This window comes from Nocardia sp. CA-290969, from assembly GCF_050936135.1.
Classification (GTDB): Bacteria; Actinomycetota; Actinomycetes; order Mycobacteriales; family Mycobacteriaceae; genus Nocardia.
Genome location: NZ_JBNJNJ010000001.1, coordinates 175,760 through 195,168, shown reverse-complemented (window position 1 = coordinate 195,168; position 19,409 = coordinate 175,760). Strand labels below are relative to the sequence as shown.

The 19,409-nt window shown below is 69.1% G+C and carries 19 protein-coding genes; 14 read left to right on the top strand and 5 right to left on the bottom strand.

Going from position 1 to position 19,409, the window contains the following annotated elements; all coding sequences use genetic code 11:
- Positions 1–6: 6 nt before the first annotated feature.
- From ACQEVO_RS01065 to ACQEVO_RS01020, 10 genes are all read left to right on the top strand, one after another.
- On the top strand, positions 7–1,287 hold the full coding sequence (locus ACQEVO_RS01065; RefSeq protein WP_432907803.1) for a magnesium transporter MgtE N-terminal domain-containing protein: 1,281 nt from the start codon (positions 7–9) through the stop codon (positions 1,285–1,287).
- Positions 1,284–1,895, top strand: coding sequence for a DUF1003 domain-containing protein (locus ACQEVO_RS01060; RefSeq protein ID WP_432907800.1), 612 nt, complete (start codon positions 1,284–1,286; stop codon positions 1,893–1,895). Before ACQEVO_RS01065 ends, ACQEVO_RS01060 begins: the two co-directional genes overlap by 4 nt.
- Before the next feature lie 144 nt (positions 1,896–2,039).
- Entirely contained in the window at positions 2,040–3,395 is a 1,356-nt protein-coding gene (locus tag ACQEVO_RS01055) for a lytic transglycosylase domain-containing protein (RefSeq protein ID WP_432907798.1), read from the top strand.
- A gap of 398 nt (positions 3,396–3,793) precedes the next feature.
- Positions 3,794–4,648 carry a lytic transglycosylase domain-containing protein gene (locus ACQEVO_RS01050; protein WP_432922200.1) on the top strand — a complete coding sequence of 285 codons (855 nt, stop codon included), beginning with the start codon at positions 3,794–3,796 and terminating at the stop codon, positions 4,646–4,648.
- A 19-nt stretch (positions 4,649–4,667) separates the two neighbouring features.
- Positions 4,668–5,804 carry an Mrp/NBP35 family ATP-binding protein gene (locus ACQEVO_RS01045; protein WP_432907795.1) on the top strand — a complete coding sequence of 379 codons (1,137 nt, stop codon included), beginning with the start codon at positions 4,668–4,670 and terminating at the stop codon, positions 5,802–5,804.
- A gap of 34 nt (positions 5,805–5,838) precedes the next feature.
- A complete protein-coding gene (locus tag ACQEVO_RS01040) occupies positions 5,839–6,159 on the top strand; it encodes a DivIVA domain-containing protein (RefSeq protein WP_432907793.1) in 321 nt (106 codons plus the stop codon).
- A complete protein-coding gene (locus tag ACQEVO_RS01035) occupies positions 6,156–6,728 on the top strand; it encodes a DNA-3-methyladenine glycosylase I (protein ID WP_432907790.1) in 573 nt (190 codons plus the stop codon). The genes ACQEVO_RS01040 and ACQEVO_RS01035 overlap by 4 nt, the downstream gene beginning before the upstream one ends.
- 158 nt (positions 6,729–6,886) lie before the next feature.
- Positions 6,887–7,054: a DUF3117 domain-containing protein gene (locus ACQEVO_RS01030; RefSeq protein WP_011211259.1), complete on the top strand. Its 168-nt coding sequence runs from the start codon at positions 6,887–6,889 to the stop codon at positions 7,052–7,054.
- Positions 7,041–7,940, top strand: coding sequence for a putative RNA methyltransferase (locus tag ACQEVO_RS01025; RefSeq protein ID WP_432907785.1), 900 nt, complete (start codon positions 7,041–7,043; stop codon positions 7,938–7,940). Before ACQEVO_RS01030 ends, ACQEVO_RS01025 begins: the two co-directional genes overlap by 14 nt.
- A gap of 98 nt (positions 7,941–8,038) precedes the next feature.
- Positions 8,039–8,446, top strand: a complete 408-nt coding sequence (locus ACQEVO_RS01020) for a group I truncated hemoglobin (protein WP_432907782.1) — start codon at positions 8,039–8,041, stop codon at positions 8,444–8,446.
- A gap of 65 nt (positions 8,447–8,511) precedes the next feature.
- On the opposite strand, the gene glgA is transcribed toward ACQEVO_RS01020, so the two are convergent.
- The gene (gene glgA, locus ACQEVO_RS01015; RefSeq protein WP_432922197.1) at positions 8,512–9,669 is read right to left on the bottom strand and encodes a glycogen synthase; all 1,158 of its coding nucleotides are present in this window, start codon (positions 9,667–9,669) and stop codon (positions 8,512–8,514) included.
- A 185-nt stretch (positions 9,670–9,854) separates the two neighbouring features.
- Between glgA and glgC the strand changes: the two genes are divergently transcribed.
- A complete protein-coding gene (glgC, locus tag ACQEVO_RS01010) occupies positions 9,855–11,069 on the top strand; it encodes a glucose-1-phosphate adenylyltransferase (protein WP_432907780.1) in 1,215 nt (404 codons plus the stop codon).
- 298 nt (positions 11,070–11,367) lie between these two features.
- Here the strand turns inward: glgC and ACQEVO_RS01005 are convergent, their stop codons facing one another.
- From ACQEVO_RS01005 to ACQEVO_RS00990, 4 genes are all read right to left on the bottom strand, one after another.
- Positions 11,368–13,023 carry an ABC transporter permease gene (locus ACQEVO_RS01005; protein ID WP_432907778.1) on the bottom strand — a complete coding sequence of 552 codons (1,656 nt, stop codon included), beginning with the start codon at positions 13,021–13,023 and terminating at the stop codon, positions 11,368–11,370.
- Complete coding sequence (locus ACQEVO_RS01000) at positions 13,020–13,940, bottom strand: ABC transporter ATP-binding protein (RefSeq protein WP_432907775.1); 921 nt, start codon at positions 13,938–13,940, stop codon at positions 13,020–13,022. The genes ACQEVO_RS01005 and ACQEVO_RS01000 overlap by 4 nt, the downstream gene beginning before the upstream one ends.
- Before the next feature lie 271 nt (positions 13,941–14,211).
- Positions 14,212–14,925: a TetR family transcriptional regulator gene (locus ACQEVO_RS00995; RefSeq protein WP_432907772.1), complete on the bottom strand. Its 714-nt coding sequence runs from the start codon at positions 14,923–14,925 to the stop codon at positions 14,212–14,214.
- Between the two features lie 642 nt (positions 14,926–15,567).
- The gene (locus ACQEVO_RS00990; RefSeq protein ID WP_432907770.1) at positions 15,568–16,200 is read right to left on the bottom strand and encodes an O-methyltransferase; all 633 of its coding nucleotides are present in this window, start codon (positions 16,198–16,200) and stop codon (positions 15,568–15,570) included.
- Between the two features lie 524 nt (positions 16,201–16,724).
- Here ACQEVO_RS00990 and sigE point away from each other — a divergent pair.
- From sigE to ACQEVO_RS00975, 3 genes are all read left to right on the top strand, one after another.
- The gene (gene sigE / locus ACQEVO_RS00985) at positions 16,725–17,378 is read left to right on the top strand and encodes an RNA polymerase sigma factor SigE (protein WP_432907768.1); all 654 of its coding nucleotides are present in this window, start codon (positions 16,725–16,727) and stop codon (positions 17,376–17,378) included.
- Positions 17,379–17,465: 87 nt separating this feature from the next.
- Positions 17,466–17,852 carry a zf-HC2 domain-containing protein gene (locus tag ACQEVO_RS00980; protein ID WP_432907765.1) on the top strand — a complete coding sequence of 129 codons (387 nt, stop codon included), beginning with the start codon at positions 17,466–17,468 and terminating at the stop codon, positions 17,850–17,852.
- A gap of 10 nt (positions 17,853–17,862) precedes the next feature.
- The gene (locus ACQEVO_RS00975; protein ID WP_432907762.1) at positions 17,863–19,404 is read left to right on the top strand and encodes a trypsin-like peptidase domain-containing protein; all 1,542 of its coding nucleotides are present in this window, start codon (positions 17,863–17,865) and stop codon (positions 19,402–19,404) included.
- Positions 19,405–19,409 lie beyond the last annotated feature (5 nt).

Genomic DNA, 19,409 nt, shown 5'->3' with positions numbered 1-19,409 from the left:
GCAGTCATGGCAGCTACCAGGGTGTATATCGCCAGGCTGACGGGCCTGGCGGTGCTGGGGCCGGACGGCGAGTCTATCGGCCGCATCCGGGACGTGGTGGTGGCCGTCCGGTACGACCGGCAGGAACCGCGCGTCCACGGACTGGTGGTGGAGTTGCCGACCCGGCGCCGCATCTTCGTCCCGATGCTGCGGGTGACCACCATCGAACCCGGATCGGTCACCCTCAACACCGGAAATGTGAGTCTGCGCCGGTTCGCGCAACGTCCCGGCGAACTACTGGCGATGGCGGAGATCGTGGACTCCACGGTCCGGGTGAACGATCCGGATCTGCCCGATCTCGCGGGCGTCGATGTGTTCGTGGTGGATCTCGGTATCGCGCTGACCCGGACCCGGGACTGGCGGGTCACCCGGGTGGCGGTCCGCGGGCATCGCCGGCTGGGCCGGCGCCGCACCGTGCATGTGGTGGATTGGGCACAGGTGGACGGGCTCACACCCTACGAACTGGACCGGCCGGGTCAGGACGTGAGCACCCTGCTGGAACAGTTCGAGAGCCGGCGCGCCGCGGACGTCGCGCATATGCTGCGCGAACTGCCCGCCAAACGGCGTCTGGAGGTGGCGGTCGCCCTCGACGACGAACGGCTCGCCGATGTCGTGCAGGAACTTTCTGGTGACGACCAACTGGAACTGCTGGGCCAGCTGGATATGACCCGCGCGGCCGATGTCCTCGAGGCGATGGATCCCGATGACGCCGCCGATCTGCTCGGCGGCCTACCGGAGAACGAGGCGGAATCCCTGCTGACCCTGATGGATCCGCAGGAGTCCGAGCCGGTGCGCCGCCTGCTCGAACATTCCCCGGATACGGCGGGCGGCCTGATGACGCCGGAACCGGTGGTACTGACCCCGTCGACCACGGTGGCGGAGGCGCTGGCCCGGGTGCGCGACCCCGATCTGACGCCCGCCCTGGCATCGATGGTTTTCGTGGTGCGGCCGCCGACGGCCACCCCCACCGGGCGCTACCTGGGTTGTGTCCATCTGCAACAGCTGCTGCGGGAACCGCCGGCGCATCTGGTGGGCGGGATCCTGGACACCGATCTGGCAATGCTGCGGCCGGAGATGCCGCTCGCCGCGGTGACGCGGTATTTCGCCACCTACAACCTGGTGTGCGGACCGGTGGTCGACGAACAGAACCATCTGCTGGGCGCCGTGAGCGTCGACGATGTGCTCGACCATCTGCTCCCGCCCGATTGGCGTGAGGACGAACAACTGTACGAAGGTGCGCGACCGTGACCGACAAGAGCACGGCGAGCCGGGCGGTGTCCAACGCGCGGCAGCGGTTGGAGACGCCGGTCGAATCCCGTTTCCGGTTCGACTGGGACGCCGAGGCGCTGGCCCGCGGGAGCGAACGGATCGCCCGGTTCCTGGGCACCGGACGGTATCTCGCGTTGCAGACGGTGGTGGTGATCGTCTGGATCGTGCTGAACGTTTTCGTGATCGCGCTGCGCTGGGACCCGTATCCGTTCATCCTGCTGAACCTGGCGTTCTCCACCCAGGCCGCCTATGCCGCGCCGCTGATCCTGCTGGCGCAGAACCGGCAGGACAACCGGGACCGGGTATCGCTCGAGGAAGACCGGCTGCGGGCGGCGCAGACGAAGGCGGATACCGAGTTCCTCGCGCGCGAGCTGGCGGCGCTGCGTCTGGCCGTGGGCGAGGTGGCCACCCGGGACTATCTGCGCCGCGAACTGGACGAAATCCGGGACACGCTCGAGCGGATCGAATCCGCGGCGGGGGTCGGGCCGACGCGCGGCCCGGACAAAGCTACCAAGCCGAAACGCAAGAAAACCTCCGGTCACAAGCCGGTCACAGGCTCGGTTTCACCGCCAATCGCCGAGGAATGACCGGAAATCCGCAATATGCTCCTGACCGGTAGGTAACCTGGATCACGTTGTCCCGAGCGCGCCATCCGGGAATGTCCGAGACGGTCGCTCACCTGTGACATAGAGGAACGGTGGAGCCGAATGCGGATACCTACCCCTGTGGCAATGTCGGCTCTGGTCATGGCGGGCCTGGTCGCCGGTGGTTCGGCAGCCCACACCACCTTGTCGTCGACCCCGCCGCAAGCTCCCGGAGCAAGACTCGCCACCGACGCCGGACGCCTCACCACCACCGCCGACGACGCCGAGGCACCACTGACCCAGACACTCGGAATGCTGCCGGTCGAGCCCACGGCGCCGCGCAAGCTGCGGGCGCTGAGCCCGGCCGCCGCGCCGTTCGCCGGTACCGTTCCGTTACAGAGCATCACACTGCCCCGCGGCGGCGGTGCCCTGGGCATCCCGGAGATCGTGCTGGCCGCCTATCGCAACGCCGAACTCGCCCTGCAATCCTCGGCGCCGGGCTGCGGGGTCACCTGGAACCTGCTCGCCGGGATCGGCCGGATCGAATCCGGGCATGCGAACAACGGCCGCACCGACGCCGCCGGCACCACGAGCCCGCCCATCTTCGGCCCGGCACTGGACGGCACCCTGCCCGGCAACGAGGTGATCCGGTCCACCGACGGCGGCTACGTCCGCGCACTGGGGCCCATGCAGTTCCTGCCCGGCACCTGGTCGCACTACGCCGCCGACGGGAACGCCGACGGGCACGCCGATCCGCACAATGTCTTCGACGCCGCCCTGGCGGCCGGCAAGTACCTGTGTTCGGGCGGGCTGAACCTGCGTGACCCGCAACAGGAATTGCGGGCCGTCCTGCGCTACAACAACTCGATGACCTACGCGGCCAATGTGCTGAGCTGGTCCGCGGCCTACCGCACCGGCGGCCGGGCCGCGCCGGTGATCCCCTCCCCCGGCCTGGTCCCACCCGGAAGCTCGCCCACGGGCCTGCCACCGGGATCCCCGGATCTGCTTGCGGCACAGTCCGATACCGCAGTGCCCCCGCCCCCGCCCGAACTCACCGTGCGCATCCCCCGCCCCGACCCGATGATCCGCATTCCCGGCCTGCCCCCGATTCCCTGCGGGCTGCTGTGCCCGCCCGCCCCGGGATCGCCGAAAGCCGGCCAGGCCCTTCCGGAACCGGGGCCGGCGCCGCACGGTATGCCCGCTCCGGGCACACCCGCCGGGCCCCCGGAGAACGCACCCGCACCCGGTGCACCCGCCGCCCCGGCGCCGGAAGGCGCCGCACCACAGGCGAACCCGCCGCAGCCGGCCCCACCGCCGGCCCCGCCACCGCCGCCGACGATCACCTTGCCGGGCGGGCTGGTCGTCCAATTGCCGATAGCCCTGGTCCCCGGGCCGCCACCACCGCCCGACGCGGTGCCCGCGCCGCCGCCCGGTGCGGCACCCGCACCGCCGGGCGATCCGGCTTCCGCGCCGGCCGCGCCCGCCCCCGCGCCACCCGCTTGATCCGACGATCGGCCGGCAGTACTGCACCCTCGCCGCGCCGAGTTCACACCCGCTCCACGGACAGCCCCACCGAACGGGGCGCGTCCCGGCACCCGATGAGCGAGATACCCGGGCGCGCGGCAGGGGCGGGAGCACGGCCGGATTCGGCCTTCCATACCCGGGCGGCATCCGTGGCGCACGACGCCGATTGCCGCGCCGCGTGGCTGCCCCTCGGGCGAGCTGTGGACGGCTTCCCAAGGGGCGGCGGGCCTTTGCCCTTTCCCATCTGCGCCGAAACAATGGTCACGGGGTAGTAACGAACTGGTCTCGGATGCGGTATTCTCGACGGCGAAGGTCACGGCCGGGCAACAACCGGACGCGACCGCAGGCTTGTGGTTGAGATGAAGGGCTTTGAGCACGTGGGGCGTCACCGTAAACAACAACCTGCCAGCGTTACCCGGAATTCGGTCATCGCACTCACCGGTTTGGTACCCGCCGGGGTCGTGGCCACCAATGCCGCGGCGGCCATCGCCACCGACCCCACCGCGGCGTCGGTGGAATTGCATATGCAGCCCGCGGGAGCCGCGCCGGCGCAGGCGATGGCACCGGCTTCGTTCGACGACACGGTCATGCACGCCATGGCCAAACAGTCGCCGGAGGCACCGATCGAGGTGAAATCGGTCGCGCTCGACCCGAACCGCCCCCGCAACGATCTGCCGGTCGCCCGGTCGGGTATCCCCGGGATCGCCGAGGCCGCCTATATCAATGCCGAGCAGATCCTGGCCGACGAGAACCCGGACTGCAATATGCCCTGGACGATGCTGGCCGGTATCGGGCGCGTCGAATCCACCCATATGTACAACGGCAAGGCCGATGCCGACGGTAACGCGCTGTCCCCGGTGTTCGGGCCCGCTCTCGACGGCAGCCTGGCGGGCAACAATGTCATCCACGATTCCGACGGCGGCGCGCTCGACGGTTACAGCGGCTACGACCGCGCGGTGGGCCCCATGCAGTTCCTCCCGGAGACCTGGACCCACTACGCCGCGGACGGCAACCGCGACGGCATCTCCGATCCGCAGAACTACTACGACGCGACGCTCACCGCCGGTAAGTACCTTTGCTCGGGCGGCCTGGACATGACCGATCCCGCCCAGCAGACCAGGGCCATCCTGCGCTACAACAACTCGATGGCCTATGTCGCGAACGTCATGGCCTGGGCGCAGTCCTACAAGACCGGCGTCGCACCACGGCCCGCGGAACTGCCGAAGATCTGACGGCACTACCATCGGCAGTATGCCAGTGGTAACGGAAGCGGAGGTGCGGGGCGCCCTCGCGAAGGTCGACGACCCGGAGATCCGCAAACCGATCACCGAACTGGGCATGGTGAAGAGCATCCGGATCGATCCGGAGAGCAATGTGCACATCGAGGTGTACCTGACCACCGCCGGATGCCCGTTACGGACCGAGATCACCCAGCGCGTCAGCACCGCGGTGGCCGATGTGGCCGGAGTCGGCGCCGTATCCGTCGAGCTCGATGTGATGAGCGACGAACAGCGCACCGAACTGCGCAAACAGTTGCGCGGCGATTCCGCCGAGCCGGTGATCCCGTTCGCCCAGCCCGGTTCGCTCACCCGCGTGTACGCGGTGGCCTCCGGTAAGGGCGGGGTCGGTAAATCGAGTGTGACGGTGAACCTCGCCGCCGCGCTCGCCGATCGCGGCCTCTCGGTCGGTGTGCTCGACGCCGATATCTACGGGCACTCCATTCCCCGGATGCTCGGCACCGATGCCCGGCCCACCCAGGTCGAGCGGATGATCATGCCGCCGGTCGCACACGACGTGAAGATGATTTCGATCGCGCAGTTCACCAAGGGCAACACGCCCGTGGTGTGGCGCGGTCCGATGCTGCACCGCGCGCTCCAGCAGTTCCTCGCCGATGTGTTCTGGGGTGATCTGGACGTACTGCTGCTGGATCTGCCGCCCGGCACCGGCGATGTGGCGATCTCCATCGCCCAGCTGATCCCGAATGCGGAGATCCTGGTGGTCACCACCCCGCAGATCGCTGCCGCCGAGGTCGCCGAACGCGCGGGCGCCATCGCCCTGCAGACCCGGCAGCGGATCGCCGGCGTGGTGGAGAACATGTCCTGGCTGGATCTGCCGGACGGCACCCGGATGGAGCTGTACGGCTCCGGTGGCGGGCAGGCGGTCGCCGACCGGTTGACCCGCGCGGTCGGCGCCGAGGTGCCGCTGCTCGGCCAGATCCCGATCGAGCAGGCCCTGCGGGAAGCCGGTGACGAGGGCACGCCCATCGTGCTGCGCGATCCGGACAGCCCGTCCGCGGTCGCCCTGCGCGCGGTCGCCGATAAGCTCGCGATCCGCCGGCGCGGCCTGGCCGGAATGTCGCTGGGGATCGATACCACCCGTCACCTCTGAGCGTGCTGTCGGCGGGCGCACCTAAACTCGGTCCATGCTCACCCTGCTGTTGTACGTCCTGATCGTGGGTTTGGTGGCCACGGTGTTGTTCCTGCTGGCCGGCGCACTCTTCGGCCGGTCGGAGGAGCTGGGGCCGCTTCCCGAGGGCACCACCGCGACCGTGCTGCCGGTGGAGGGAATCTCCGGCGCCGATGTGCGGGCTCTGCGCTTCCAGCAGGTCGTCCGCGGGTACAAGGCGGGTGAGGTCGATTGGGCGCTGGCCCGGCTCGCCGCCCGGATCGACGAACTGCAGGCTCAGCTCGCCGAGGCGCACGCCGCCGGTGCGGCCCGGACCGGCGGGCCGGAGAAGTCGTGACCGCCACCGACACCCTGGTCCGCTGCCCGTGGTCGGTCGATTCGCAGATCTACCGCGATTACCACGACGAGGAGTGGGGTCGCCCGCTGCACGGTAACGACGCACTGTTCGAGCGGCTGTGCCTGGAGGCCTTCCAGTCGGGCCTGTCCTGGATCACCATCCTGCGCAAACGTCCCGCGTTCCGGGAGGCGTTCGCCGGATTCGTGATCGAGAAGGTCGCCGAATTCGGCGCCGCCGACCGCGAGCGCCTGCTCGCCGATCCGGGGATTGTGCGCAATCGCGCCAAAATCGACGCGTGTATCGCGAATGCGAAAGTCGCGCGCGAGCTCGATATCGACCTCGACGAACTGCTCTGGTCGTTCGCTCCGCCGCGGCGCCCGCGCCCGCGCGCGATCGCCGATATTCCCGCGGTCACGCCCGAATCCACCGCACTGGCAAAAGAATTGAAGCGGCGGGGTTTCCGCTTCGTCGGACCCACCACCGCGTACGCGCTGATGCAGGCCACCGGAATGGTGGACGACCACCTGGCCGAATGCTGGGTCGATACCCGGCACACCGCCCTCGGCTGACCGGTCACATTTGGACGTCGAGTGTCCGTCATCTCCTGCGATAGGGAAGAATGGACCGAGTGCGGTCCGTCGCCTCAACCGACGGACCGCCCGGTTGGTGACAACCGGGGATCCGAGCAAGTGCGCAGCATACCGCGCAGATCTGGAGGGAGCAGAGGATGGCGGCCATGAAGCCCCGTACCGGGGACGGTCCCCTCGAGGCAACCAAGGAAGGTCGTGGGATCGTTATGCGGGTCCCGCTCGAGGGTGGCGGGCGTCTGGTCGTAGAACTCACGCCCGACGAAGCCGCGGCACTGGGTGACGAATTGAAGAGTGTCACCAGCTAGCGATATTTCCGAGGAATCGCCGCTGGCCGCGGTCGCCGAGGTACTGAGCTGCCCCGTATGCGGCCGCGGTCTGGTTTGCGCGGGTCGCGTACTACATTGCGCGGCCGGGCACAGTTTCGATATCGCGCGGCAGGGTTATATCAGCCTGCTCACGGGCGCCGCCACCAAGCTGACCGGCGATACCGCCGCGATGCTCGACGCACGGGCCGCTTTCCAGGGTGCCGGATTCTTCGAGCCGATCGCCGCAGCGCTGGCCCACGCCGCCGCGGCGGTGACACCGAGCGATCAGGTCGCAGCGGCACCGGAGGTGATCGCGGATATCGGTGCGGGCACCGGTTACTACCTGGCGCGCGTTCTGGACGCGGTACCCGCCGCGCGCGGCGTCGCGCTGGATATCGCCAAACCGGCCGGTCGCCGCTGCGCTCGGGCGCATCCCCGGGCCGCGGCCGTGGTGGCCGATGCCTGGCGCGGCCTCCCGCTGCGAGACCACACGCTGACCGCGGCGCTCTCGGTTTTCGCACCGCGGAACCCGGCGGCTGTCGCCCGTTGTCTCGTGCCCGGCGGCCGGTATCTCGTGGTGACGCCGACCGTCCGGCACCTGGCGGAACTGATCGAGCCGATCGGCATGGTCACCGTCGACCCCGACAAAGAGCGGCGCCTCGCCGCGGGAATGGCCGGCCTGTTCACCCGGCTGGACACCGTCGCGGTCGAGTATTCGATGACCCTGACCCGCGGCGATATCGCCCACCTCGTGGCGATGGGCCCGTCCGCGCACCACACCGCGGCAACCGGCGCCGAGCTACCGGAGCCTTTCGAGGTGACGGCATCGGTCACGGTGAGCACCTATGCCGCGGACCCCGGAGCCGGATCTCACCGCGACGGGTGAGGCGCGGTGAGATCCATGCAATCACACTGCTACCCAAGGCAATCCACTCGGGACGTGCGCCTGATCGCCGGGTAACGCCGGCCTGATGTGCTTATTGCATGCGGATACCGACATTCGGCAGGAAAACAACGACCACCCCCACCACGATTTTCGACCGGATCGGCGGATACGAGGCATTGGAAGCCGTAGTCGCCGATTTCTACACCCGAGTCCTCGCCGACGAAGAACTCGCCGGGTTCTTCACCGGGACGAATATGTCCCGGCTGCGCGGTAAACAGGTCGAGTTCTTCGCCGCGGCACTCGGCGGCCCCGACCCCTACACCGGCGCGCCGATGAAACAGGTGCACCAGGGCCGCGGCATCACCATGCACCACTTCAACCTGGTGGCCGGGCATCTGACCGATTCGCTCACCGCGGCCGGGGTAGACGACGAGACGGTCGGCGAGATCATCGGGGCGGTGGCCCCGTTAGCGGGCGATATCACCTCCGGGCCCTCCTCCGCCTGACCCGGAGCTTGCGGATCGAGGTGACCCCGCGACTGTGGACAAGCGCGTTCGGCGGTTCGGTGCGCTCAAGGTTTCGCCACGGTGCGGTAGACGCCGAGGGTCTGTTCGGCAATCCCGTACCAGTCGAATTCCGCCCGCGCGCGCTCGCGGCCCGCAGCCCCGAGTTCGGCCGCGCGCCCCGGGTCACCGGCGAGCTCGTTGACGGCGGCGGCCAGGGCATGCTCGTAGGCGGCGGTCTCGCCCGCGTCGAAATGCACCAGCCGCCCGGTGGCGCCGTCGGCGACCACCTCGGGAATACCGCCGACATCGGAGGCGATCACGGCCGTGGCGCAGGCCATCGCCTCCAGATTGACGATTCCGAGCGGTTCGTAGACCGACGGGCAGACGAAGACCGTGGCGGCGGCCAGCAGCTGGCGGATCTGCTCGGTGGGCAGCATCTCGCGCACCCAGAACACGTTGTCCCGGCGGCGGTGCAGTCCGGCGACCGCCGCCGCGACCTCGGCCTCCAGCTGCGGCGTGTCCGGGGCGCCGGCGCACAACACCAGCTGGATATCCGGGTCGATCTCCCGCGCGGCCGCCAGCAGATGCCCGACCCCCTTCTGCCGGGTGATCCGCCCGACGAACACCGCCAGCGGCCGGTCGGCCCGCACCCCCAGTTCGTCCAGGATCCGGCGGCTGCCCGGCGCCGGCGGGCCGGGGCACCACACGTCCGCGTCGATCCCGTTGCGGACCACGTGCACCCGGGCGGCGTCGAGGGCCGGGTAGGCATCGAGCACATCACGGCGCATCCAGTCGCTCACCGCGATCACCGCGTCGGCGTGTTCCAGCGCGTTGCGTTCCGACCAGGACGAGAGCCGATATCCGCCGCCGAGTTGTTCGGCTTTCCAGGGCCGGCGCGGTTCCAGCGAATGGGTCGTGACGATATGCGGAATCCCGTACAGCGTCGCCGCGAGATGCCCGGCCAGACCGGCGTACCAGGTGTGCGAATGCACCACATCCACCGATCCGGCGGCATCGGCCATCCGCAGCTGCGCCGACATCATCCGCAGCGCCGGGTTGGCCTCCGCGAGCGCCGGATCCGCGTCGTGTACCCGGGCGTCCGGTCGCGGCACGCCCATACAGTGCACGGTCACGGTGCTCATCCGGCGCAACCGGGCCACCAGTTCGGTGACGTGGACGCCCGCCCCGCCGTACACCTCGGGGGGATACTCTCGGGTCAGCATGGCCACCCGTAGCGGATCGCCTGCCGCACCGCTGGAACCGAAACTCACGGCTTCACGGTAGCCGCCGGAGGGCGTCCTCACGGTGGCCGCCGAACAGTCGGGCATCCGCGACCACCGAGCGGCACAATCGCGGCGCCCGCCGCGGTCGATGCCCCGCGACCACCTGGTTCGGTAGGTTTGGCATTGTGAGGAGCCAGCCGCACGTACTCGGAATCGTGCTCGCCGGTGGCGAGGGCAAGCGACTCTTTCCCCTGACTGCCGACCGCGCCAAGCCGGCCGTCCCGTTCGGCGGTGCCTACCGCCTCATCGACTTCGTCCTGAGCAATCTCGTCAATGCCGGTTTCCTCCGGATCTGTGTCCTCACCCAGTACAAATCCCATTCGCTGGACCGGCATATCTCGCAGACCTGGCGGTTGTCCGGTTTCGGCGGTGAATACATCACCCCGGTGCCGGCCCAGCAGCGGCTCGGCCCGCGCTGGTACACCGGCAGCGCGGACGCGATCATGCAGTCGCTGAATCTCATCTACGACGAGGATCCCGACTACATCGTGGTGTTCGGCGCCGATCACGTCTACCGGATGGATCCCGAGCAGATGGTGGCCGGCCATATCGATTCCGGGGCCGGGGTCACGGTCGCCGGTATCCGGGTCCCGCGCAGCGAAGCAGGCGCGTTCGGTTGTATCGATTCCGACGAGTCCGGGCGTATCGTCGGATTCCTGGAGAAGCCGGCGCATCCACCGGGTATCCCGGATGATCCGAATTCGACTTTCGCCTCGATGGGCAATTATGTGTTCACCACCAAGGTGCTGGTGGATTCGATCAAGGCCGATGCCGAGAATTCCGATTCCGATCACGATATGGGCGGCGACATCATTCCGGGCCTGGTCGCCGCGGGCCAGGCCGCGGTCTACGATTTCGCCGACAACGACGTGCCCGGGGCCACCGATCGCGACCGCGGCTACTGGCGCGATGTCGGCACCATCGACGCCTTCTACGAGGCGCATATGGATCTGGTGTCGGTGAACCCCGTGTTCAACCTCTACAACCGGCACTGGCCCATCCGCGGTGCCGCCGAGAACCTGCCGCCCGCGAAATTCGCGCGCGGCGGGCTGGCCCAGGAATCCATTGTCGGGGCGGGCAGCATCCTGTCGGCGGCGACCGTCCGCAATTCGGTGCTCAGCGCGAACGTCATGGTGGACGAGGGCGCCACGGTCGAGGGCAGCGTGCTGATGCCCGGCGTGCGGATCGGCCGGGGAGCGGTGGTGCGGCGCGCGATCCTGGACAAGAACGTCATGGTGTCGGAAGGGGAGATCATCGGCGTGGATTCCGAACGCGACCGCGGCCGGTTCGCCATCAGCAACGGCGGCGTGGTCACTGTCGGCAAGGGCACCTGGGTCTGATCCGGCCGCCCGGAACCGCGAGCGATCGCCGGCACGGCAGCCGTCCCGGCCGACAGCTACGACCTGTAACCAGCGCCAGGTGGGCGGAAGCACGCCGATCTGTCGGCGACGAGATCGGCGCGCAGGCCGTGCCGCACCCGTGAGTCTGTCCGAGAGAGTGGATACGGCCCGGTTCGGGCCCGCCGCCTACCCCGCACCGCAGGGAGGGACGCGGTATGCCCGCAGCCGGACGGCAACGGCGGTGTGCCCCGGTCACGAGGATCGGGGCACACCGCCGTGAGCATCTCCCCAGAGGGGGTCAGCGCACGTCCCGGCCTCGCATACCCGCCAGCCCCGCGACCAGTAGCACTATCGCGAGGGCCGTGACCAGGAGGCTGGGAGTCGCGGTGTACTCCATACCCGGCACCTTGGGTGCGTGACTGAACGGTTCCAGATTCCGCAACCACTGCGGGGCACCGGAGAGGGAGCCGAGCAGGAAGACCGCGATCGCGGCGACCAGCAGCCCCCACGCCATCGGTGTCCAACGCGGAACCAGTCCGAACAGTGCGACCGTGATAGCGGCGAACAGCCAGATCGCGGGCAACTGCACCAGGGCGGCGGCCAGCATTCCGGGCAGGGTGCCGCCGATATCGCCGGCCGCGATCCCGTAGGCGAGCCCACCCAGCAGGCCGGCGATCAGCATGATCACCACCGGACCGCCGAGGGCGAACACCAGATGCGAGGTCACCCAGCGGATCCGGCCGACGGCACCGGCCAGCACCGATTCGGCATGGTGGCCGTTCTCCTCGCCGAACATCCGCAATGCCGCCGAGACCGCGTATGCCGCACCCGCGATACCCAGCATGGTGAACGCGTAGCTGACGAACGAATCCTCGAGCGATTCGGTACCGCCCATCCGGGTGATCAGGTCGCGCAGGGTTTCGTTGCTGCCGAAACTGTCACCGATCCCGTTGACGACGCTCCCGATCACCAGGCCGTACAAGCCGACCCCGACCGCCCACGCCAGCAGCGCGCCCCGCTGCAACCGCACGGCCAGGCCGAACGGCCCGGTGAGCGCGGGCCCGGCCGCCGCGGGGCCGAGCCGCTCGGCGAGCAGTCCCGCACCGACATCGCGACGGCGCAGCAGCGCGAACGAGACGGCGATCAGCACCGCCAGCAGCACCAGGTGCAGCAGCAGCACCCACCAGCGGTCGCCCGCATAGGGCCGGACCTGCAGCGACCAGCCCTGCGGCGACAACCAGGTCAGCGGGTTGACCGGCCCGTCACCGGCCTGTGCGTCACCCACGGCGCGCAGGGTGAAGGTCACCGCGAGGGTCGCGAAGGCCAGTCCGCGGGCCAGGCGGGCACCCGTGCAGACCTGCGCGGTCACCGCGGCCACCGCCGCGAACACCATGCCCGACCCGGCAAGCGCGAGCCCGAAGGCCAGCGAGCCGCCCGCCGGAACACCGGTGGCGGTGAGGCTGCCCGCACCGATCAGGCCGGCCAGCAGGGCCCCGCCGAGCGCCAGCAGTAGTGCGGCCGCCAGGCTCGCGTACCGGCCCACCGACGTGGCGGCCAGCACTTCGGTACGCCCCGATTCCTCCTCGGCCCGGGTATGCCGGATCACCGTGAGGATGGTGGCCACCGCGATCAAAGTGTGGAACATCCCGGCTTTCCAGATGCCCACGGCACCGATGGAGGTGTTGTAGACCGGGCCGTACATCGCCAGCTGCGCCGGACTGGCGAGGATCGTGGCAGCGAATGAGACCCGATCGGCCGCGGTCGGATACACCGATTCGATACTGGCCACATAGACCGAACCCAGCGGCACGGAGAGCAGCAGGATCCACAGCGGCGCCACGATCCGGTCGCGCCGCAGGTACAACCGCAGCAGCCGGAGCGTACCCGTGAAATCGGTGCCCGCCGAGGTGGTGTCGAATGAACTGTGCCGGGCCCCGGCCACCGCCGTCGTCATTTCCGGACCTCCTGCAGCTCGCCGGCCTCCCGGCCGTTCACCGAGTAGTGCCGCATGAACAGTTCCTCCAGGGTCGGCGGCCGGCTGATCAGGCTGCGCACCCCGGTATCGCCGAGGATCCGGATCAGTTCGGCGAGGTGCTCGCCGTCCACCTGGCAGCGCAGGGTGTTCTTGTCGAGGCTCACATCGGCCACGCCGGGCAGCGCCGCGATATCGCCCGGATCACCGGTCAGCTCGGCGGTGATGGAGGTGCGGCTCAGATGCCGCATCGAGTCCAGCGTGCCGCTTTCCACCGTGCGCCCGGACCGGATGATGGTGACCCGCCGGCACAGCGCCTCCACCTCGGACAAGATATGGCTGGACAACAGGACGGTGGCACCGCGGTCGGCCGCCTCGGCGACGCATTCGCGGAATACCTGCTCCATCAGCGGGTCGAGACCCGAGGTGGGCTCGTCGAGCAGCAGCAACCGGGCATGCGAGGAGAACGCGGAGATGAGCGCGACCTTCTGCCGGTTGCCCTTGGAATACGTGCGGGCCTTCTTGCGCGGGTCGAGCTCGAACCGCTCGATCAGCTCGGCTCGCCGCGCGGTGTCGAGGCCGCCGCGCATCGTCGCGAGCAGATCGATGGTCTCGCCGCCGCTCAGTGACGGCCACAGCGTCACATCGCCGGGTACGTAAGCGATTTCACGATGCAGCGCGACCGCGTCCGCCCACGGATCGCGGTTCAGCATCCGGACTTCCCCGGAGGTGCGGGCCAGCAGCCCGAGCAGGATCCGGATGGTCGTGGATTTCCCGGCGCCGTTGGGCCCGAGGAATCCGTGCACCTCGCCTTCGGCGACCTGCAGGTCGAGGCCGTCGAGTGCACGGACCTGCCCGAAGTGCTTGTGCAGATCCCGGATCTCAATTGCCGAAATCATCGAATCTCCTTGTGAGACAGTGAAAAACCAGTTTCTGGAAGTAGGTATTCACCCGGCTCGGCGGGACGCCGGTGCCGGGCCGGTGCGGGGCCGGGTGAACATGCCGATCGGTCCCGCACAGGCGCGCGTCATCCCTCGGACGACAGCCACACCCGTCTCTTTCGGCGCCGCGCCGCCCGCTCGCGGGCGTTCGCGCCCGATTCGACTGCCGAAGCAAGCCCCCGGTCCCGAGCGGTTTCCACCCCTCACCACCCGGGGACGCCGGTTCAGCTCACGAGTGGGGCGCCGTGTCCGGATCGCCCGCGGACGCGCCGAGTCCGGCCGGGTCCCGGCCGGACTCCGGCGTCGCGCCGGGCCGGCGCCGCGCGGCGAGTAGCGCATCCACCATCGACGAATCGGTGAGCAGGCCCTCGGTATAGAGCTCGAGGGCGGGCAACATCATCTGGTCGGCGTACTCGCGCAGCGCCTGCCGATAGTCGACGACGCCGTCCGGCGGCGTATGTGTCTGGATGAACAACAGCATGCCGCCGCCGTTGTTCGTGGCCAGATAGCGCGCCATGGCCTTGATATCGCGCGGTTTACGGAGCGTCCCGGTGGCGATACCCGCCTCCAGGTACTCCTCGACGTCGGCGACCATATGCTCGAACAGCGCCGCGGCCAGATCGCCGCCGGCCTGGAAGCTGCGCATCATGTAGGCGATGATCGGGGCGAATTCCTCGATTTCCGCCAGCTGCTGCAGCAGGTTCCCGGAGGACGGCCGGTCCATGAAGCTCATCTTCGAGTTCCGGATCACGCCCCGGACGTAGTCGTCGCAGTCCCGGCGCAGCCCGTCCTTGGACCCGAAGTGGTGGTTGACCAGACCGGGCGACACTCCTGCGGCCTTCGCGATGGCCCGCACCCCGACACCGAACCCCTGCTCACCGAACAGCACGACGGCGGCGTCACGGATTCGAGCCCTGGTGCTCAGATCATCGCTTGAACGCATGTTCAATACGCTAAACACTCGTTCAATCCCGGCGCAAGACCTCGAGCCGTAGAGATTCCGTCAAGAAACGCCCACAGCCCACCGGCGAGGCCGCTCCAGGAGAGCGGCCCGTCACGGTCAGCCTGCCGAACTGCGGAAACGACGAGTACAGCCGCCGGCCGGCCGCCACCCGGCCCACCGAACCTGTCAACAGCCCGAAACGCGGCAGCACCGAGTCCCCGGTGTCACCGTGGCTGTGACCGGGCGTGGCCTGTTCGGGTCACTCACCCGACGCCGCGGCGGCTACCCGACCTCGCGCAAACGTTCGACGGGTCCCCACCCGGCCCCCGGGCCGGGCCGCGAACTCGCGCACCCCGCGGCCGGATGCATCAACTGAACCGACCGATCGGCCGGTCCCGGCGAGAGCGAATAGGGCGTCCCGGCGAGGACCCAGCGAATAGGGCGCCATGCCGCAGCTACGGTTCGCCATACGCCTGCGGCAGTGCAGCGCGCGCGGACAGTCCGACGCCGCCGATAAAAGAGAGCATCGATACCCCCAGCGAACCCGCGCCGACGGGACGGCAACCACGCCGCCGGTGCCGCGCGACCGTTGGACCGGCCGGATCGGGCGCGGACACTCCCGCGCGACGCAGGCTCGGATACCTATCCCTTCGACGCGCAGAGCAGCCCGTCGCCGAGCGGGATGAGCACACTGGTCAAACCCGGGTCCTCCGCCACGAACCGGGTCGCCGAGCGGACCGCCTGGGTGGCCGCGTCGCGGTGCGCGGGATCCGGGACCCGGCCGCCGAGCAGCGCGTTGTGCAGCAAGACCGCGCCGCCCGGGCGTAGCAGCCGGACCGCCTCCGCGAGGCATTGCGGGTGTTCGATCGGCGTACCGTCCACGAAGACCAGGTCGTAGGCACCGTCGGCCAGCCGGGGCAGCACATCGAGGGCGCGGCCGTTGATCAGCCGAGTGCGGGCGAGCGGGATATCCGCGGCGCGGAAGGATTCTTTGGCGGCCCGCTGATGTTCGGGTTCGGAGTCGATGGTGGTCAGCGTGCCGTCCTCGCGCATACCGTCGAGCAGCCACAAACCGCTCACCCCGGCACCGGTCCCGACCTCTACCACCGCCCGGGCGTCCAGCAGTTGCGCGTACATGCTGAGCAGGGCCCCCACCGACGGCGGTACCGGGGCCGCACCGAGTTCGGTGGCCCGCTCGCGGGCGCTGATGAGTACCTCGTCCTCTACGACGGATTCCTCCACGTAGGCGAGATTTCGCTCCAGGTTCGATGCCACGCACTCGAGGCTATGCCAAACGCGGCGAAGCTGGTCGCAACATTCTCAGGTGTCCCTCAGTATCCCCACACCCCGCCCACACGGGAGCAGTGAAGAGTAGGCCTCACGCGGGAGCGCGCCGGGCCCGAAGGCGGTAGCGCAGCGTCACCACGCAGGGCCCGTGCTCACGCGTTGTAAGTACAGCAAGACCAGCCGACCCGAAGCGTCGGCCGGGAACAACGGAGCACGACCGGACCGTTGTAACCGGTAAAGGTGACCCGAGAGGCGGGTCACCCTCGAGCCTACGCCTCGGTCCCGATCAGGAGGTCGTCACCATCCACATGGTCGATGCGGTACGCGAGTCCGCCACCTTGCCCGAGCTGCCCCGGGCCCGCCGTCCGGCAGCACCCGCCGGGTACACCCTGCCCGGACCGGAGGAATTCGGCCCGGGACCGTTTCGGGGGCCGGGTCGCGAGGTAGCCGCAGACCGAGACCTGGTGACCGATTCTCCCGCCGCACCGGACGCCCTGATGGAGGTGCCCGTTATGTCCACTGTCGACGACCGAGCCGAGGATTACGACGCCGCAGCAGCGGAGTCCGCGGAACTCGACGACGATCTACCACTCAGCGGGACCGCCGCCTTCGACGCCACGGGCGACCGGACGGTCATGCCCACCTGGGACGAACTGGTCCGTGAGCACGCCGACCGTGTCTACCGGCTGGCCTACCGGCTCTCCGGCGACGCGCAGGATGCCGAGGACCTCACCCAGGAGACCTTCATCCGGGTGTTCCGTTCGCTGTCCAGCTATCAGCCCGGCACATTCGAGGGCTGGTTACATCGCATCACCACCAACCTCTTCCTGGACATGGTCCGCCGCCGCAGCCGGATCCGGATGGAAGCCCTCCCCGAGGATTACGACCGGGTACCCGCCGAGGGCCCCGGCCCGGAGCAGGTCTTCCACGACGCCCGGCTCGATCCCGATCTGCAGTCCGCGCTCGATTCGCTGGCGCCGGAGTTCCGCGCCGCGGTGGTGCTCTGCGATATCGAAGGGCTCTCCTACGAAGAGATCGGCGCGACGCTCGGGGTGAAACTGGGCACCGTCCGCAGCCGCATCCATCGCGGCCGGCAGGCACTGCGCGAGTATCTTGCGCATAATGGAGTGCAGGAGCGTTTCGCCGCCGAGGCGAGCCTCGGATAAACATACGAGGTGAGCTCCGGGTGATCCGGCAGCCATGACGCCGGGCCCCGGCGGTCAGCAATGTCGGTTGGGAAGGATGGACAGCGAATGAGTGGCGACTCCAGTACGCCCGGTCGTCGTCCCCCGCAGTTCCACTCCACCGAGCATCTGGCGAGCGAGGCCATCGCCGCCTATGTCGATGGCGAACTGCGGATGAATCCGTATCTACGCGCGGCTCAGCATCTTTCGGTGTGCCCGGAATGCGCCGCCGAGGTGGAAGCACAGCAGCAGGCCCGGATCGCACTGCGCCGGGCCACCCAGGTTTCGGTACCGACCGGCCTGCACGACAGCCTGTCCCGTATTCCGCTCGCCGAACCGGCGGCCGGCTCCAATTCGGCCGGAAATGCGCGTAACGAGGCCGTATTCGGTTTTTCCGGCCAGTCTTTCTCGGCGACCTTCGACAGCTTCCGGTGGTCGGTGTGGTGGCGCAAGTAGAGTTTGCCGCGTGAGTTCCGAATCGACGCACAATTCCCCGGCCGATACTCCTGATTCGGCGGACGAAAACGGCACGACGGCCGACAACGGCACGCTGCGCCCACCCGGGGCACCGGTGCTGGCACCGCGCCCGGTCTACCGGCCCCATGTGGACTCACATACCGCCCATGCCTTCCGCCGCCCGCCGGGGCAATCCGGATCGTTCGCCTCGCGAGCGGCCCGGGCCCAAGGCGAATCGGCACCGATCGCGCCCAAGGGTCCACCGGCCGCGGTACTTGCCGAGGCGTTCGGCCGCCCGCCCGGTTCCACCGAGATCCTCCAGCGCGACCCGGACGCCGCCACGGCGGAGCCTCCGGTAACCGTCCCGTCCGACCCTTGGCGCGACCCGGACGCAGCGGCCCGGCTCGGCGCTCCCGCGCTGCCCACCCCGTCGGTCCAGGATCAGCCGCGCGCCGAGAAACTGTCCGCCCGGCAGGTCCTGTTCGGATCGCGGGTGGCACCCCGCGCGCTGGTGATACTCGCCGCGCTCGCACTGGCGATCGGCCTGATCGGCGGTCTCGTGGGCCGGCTGACGGCCGAAACCGCCTCCACCCTGACCTCCCGGAAGGTGAGCCTCGAGCAGACCGACAGCGATCAGCCGCACGGGCCGATCGCCCAGGTCGCGGACGCGGTGCTGCCGTCGGTGGTGTCCATCCGCACCACGATCGGCGAGAACGGCTCCGTCGGTTCCGGGGTGGTGATCGACGGCAACGGCTATATCGTCACCAACAACCACGTCATCTCCATGGCGGCGCAGGACACCTCGGGCCGGGCGCGGATCCAGGTCACGTTCTCCGACGGCACCCGCACACCGGCCAATATCGTCGGCCGGGACCCGAAGAGCGATCTCGCCGTCCTCAAGGTAGATGTGAAAAATCTCACTGTCGCACAGCTGGGTAAATCGGACGACGTCCAAGTCGGCGACGCGGTGCTGGCCATCGGTTCGCCACTGGGCCTGAGCAAAACGGTGACGTCCGGGATCGTCAGCGCCCTGCACCGGCCGGTGAATCTGGAGGGTGAGGGCAGCGATACCAAGGCCGTGATCGACGCGGTCCAGACCGACGCCTCGATCAACCCGGGTAACTCCGGTGGCGCGCTGGTGGACGCGGACGGCCGGGTGATCGGCATCAACACCGCGATCCGCAGTGAGAGCGGCGGCTCGGTGGGCCTCGGGTTCGCGATCCCCGTCGACCAGATGACCGAGGTGGCACAGACACTCATCCGCGACGGGCAGATCCACCACCCCGTACTCGGGGTCAGCGCACGCGAGAAAACAGTTGCCAACGAGGTCATGAGCGGCGCGGAAGTCGCGGATGTGCAGGCCGACGGGCCGGCCGCGAAGGCGGGCATCGTCGAGGGCGACGTGATCGTCAAGGTGGGCGACCGCGAGGTCACCAACCGCGACGAACTGGTGGTCGCGGTGCAGATGCACGATATCGGCCAGACGGTGAACGTCCAGCTCATCCGGGAAGGCCGGCAGGTGGACATTCCGGTGACGCTCGCCTCCGACTGATCCAC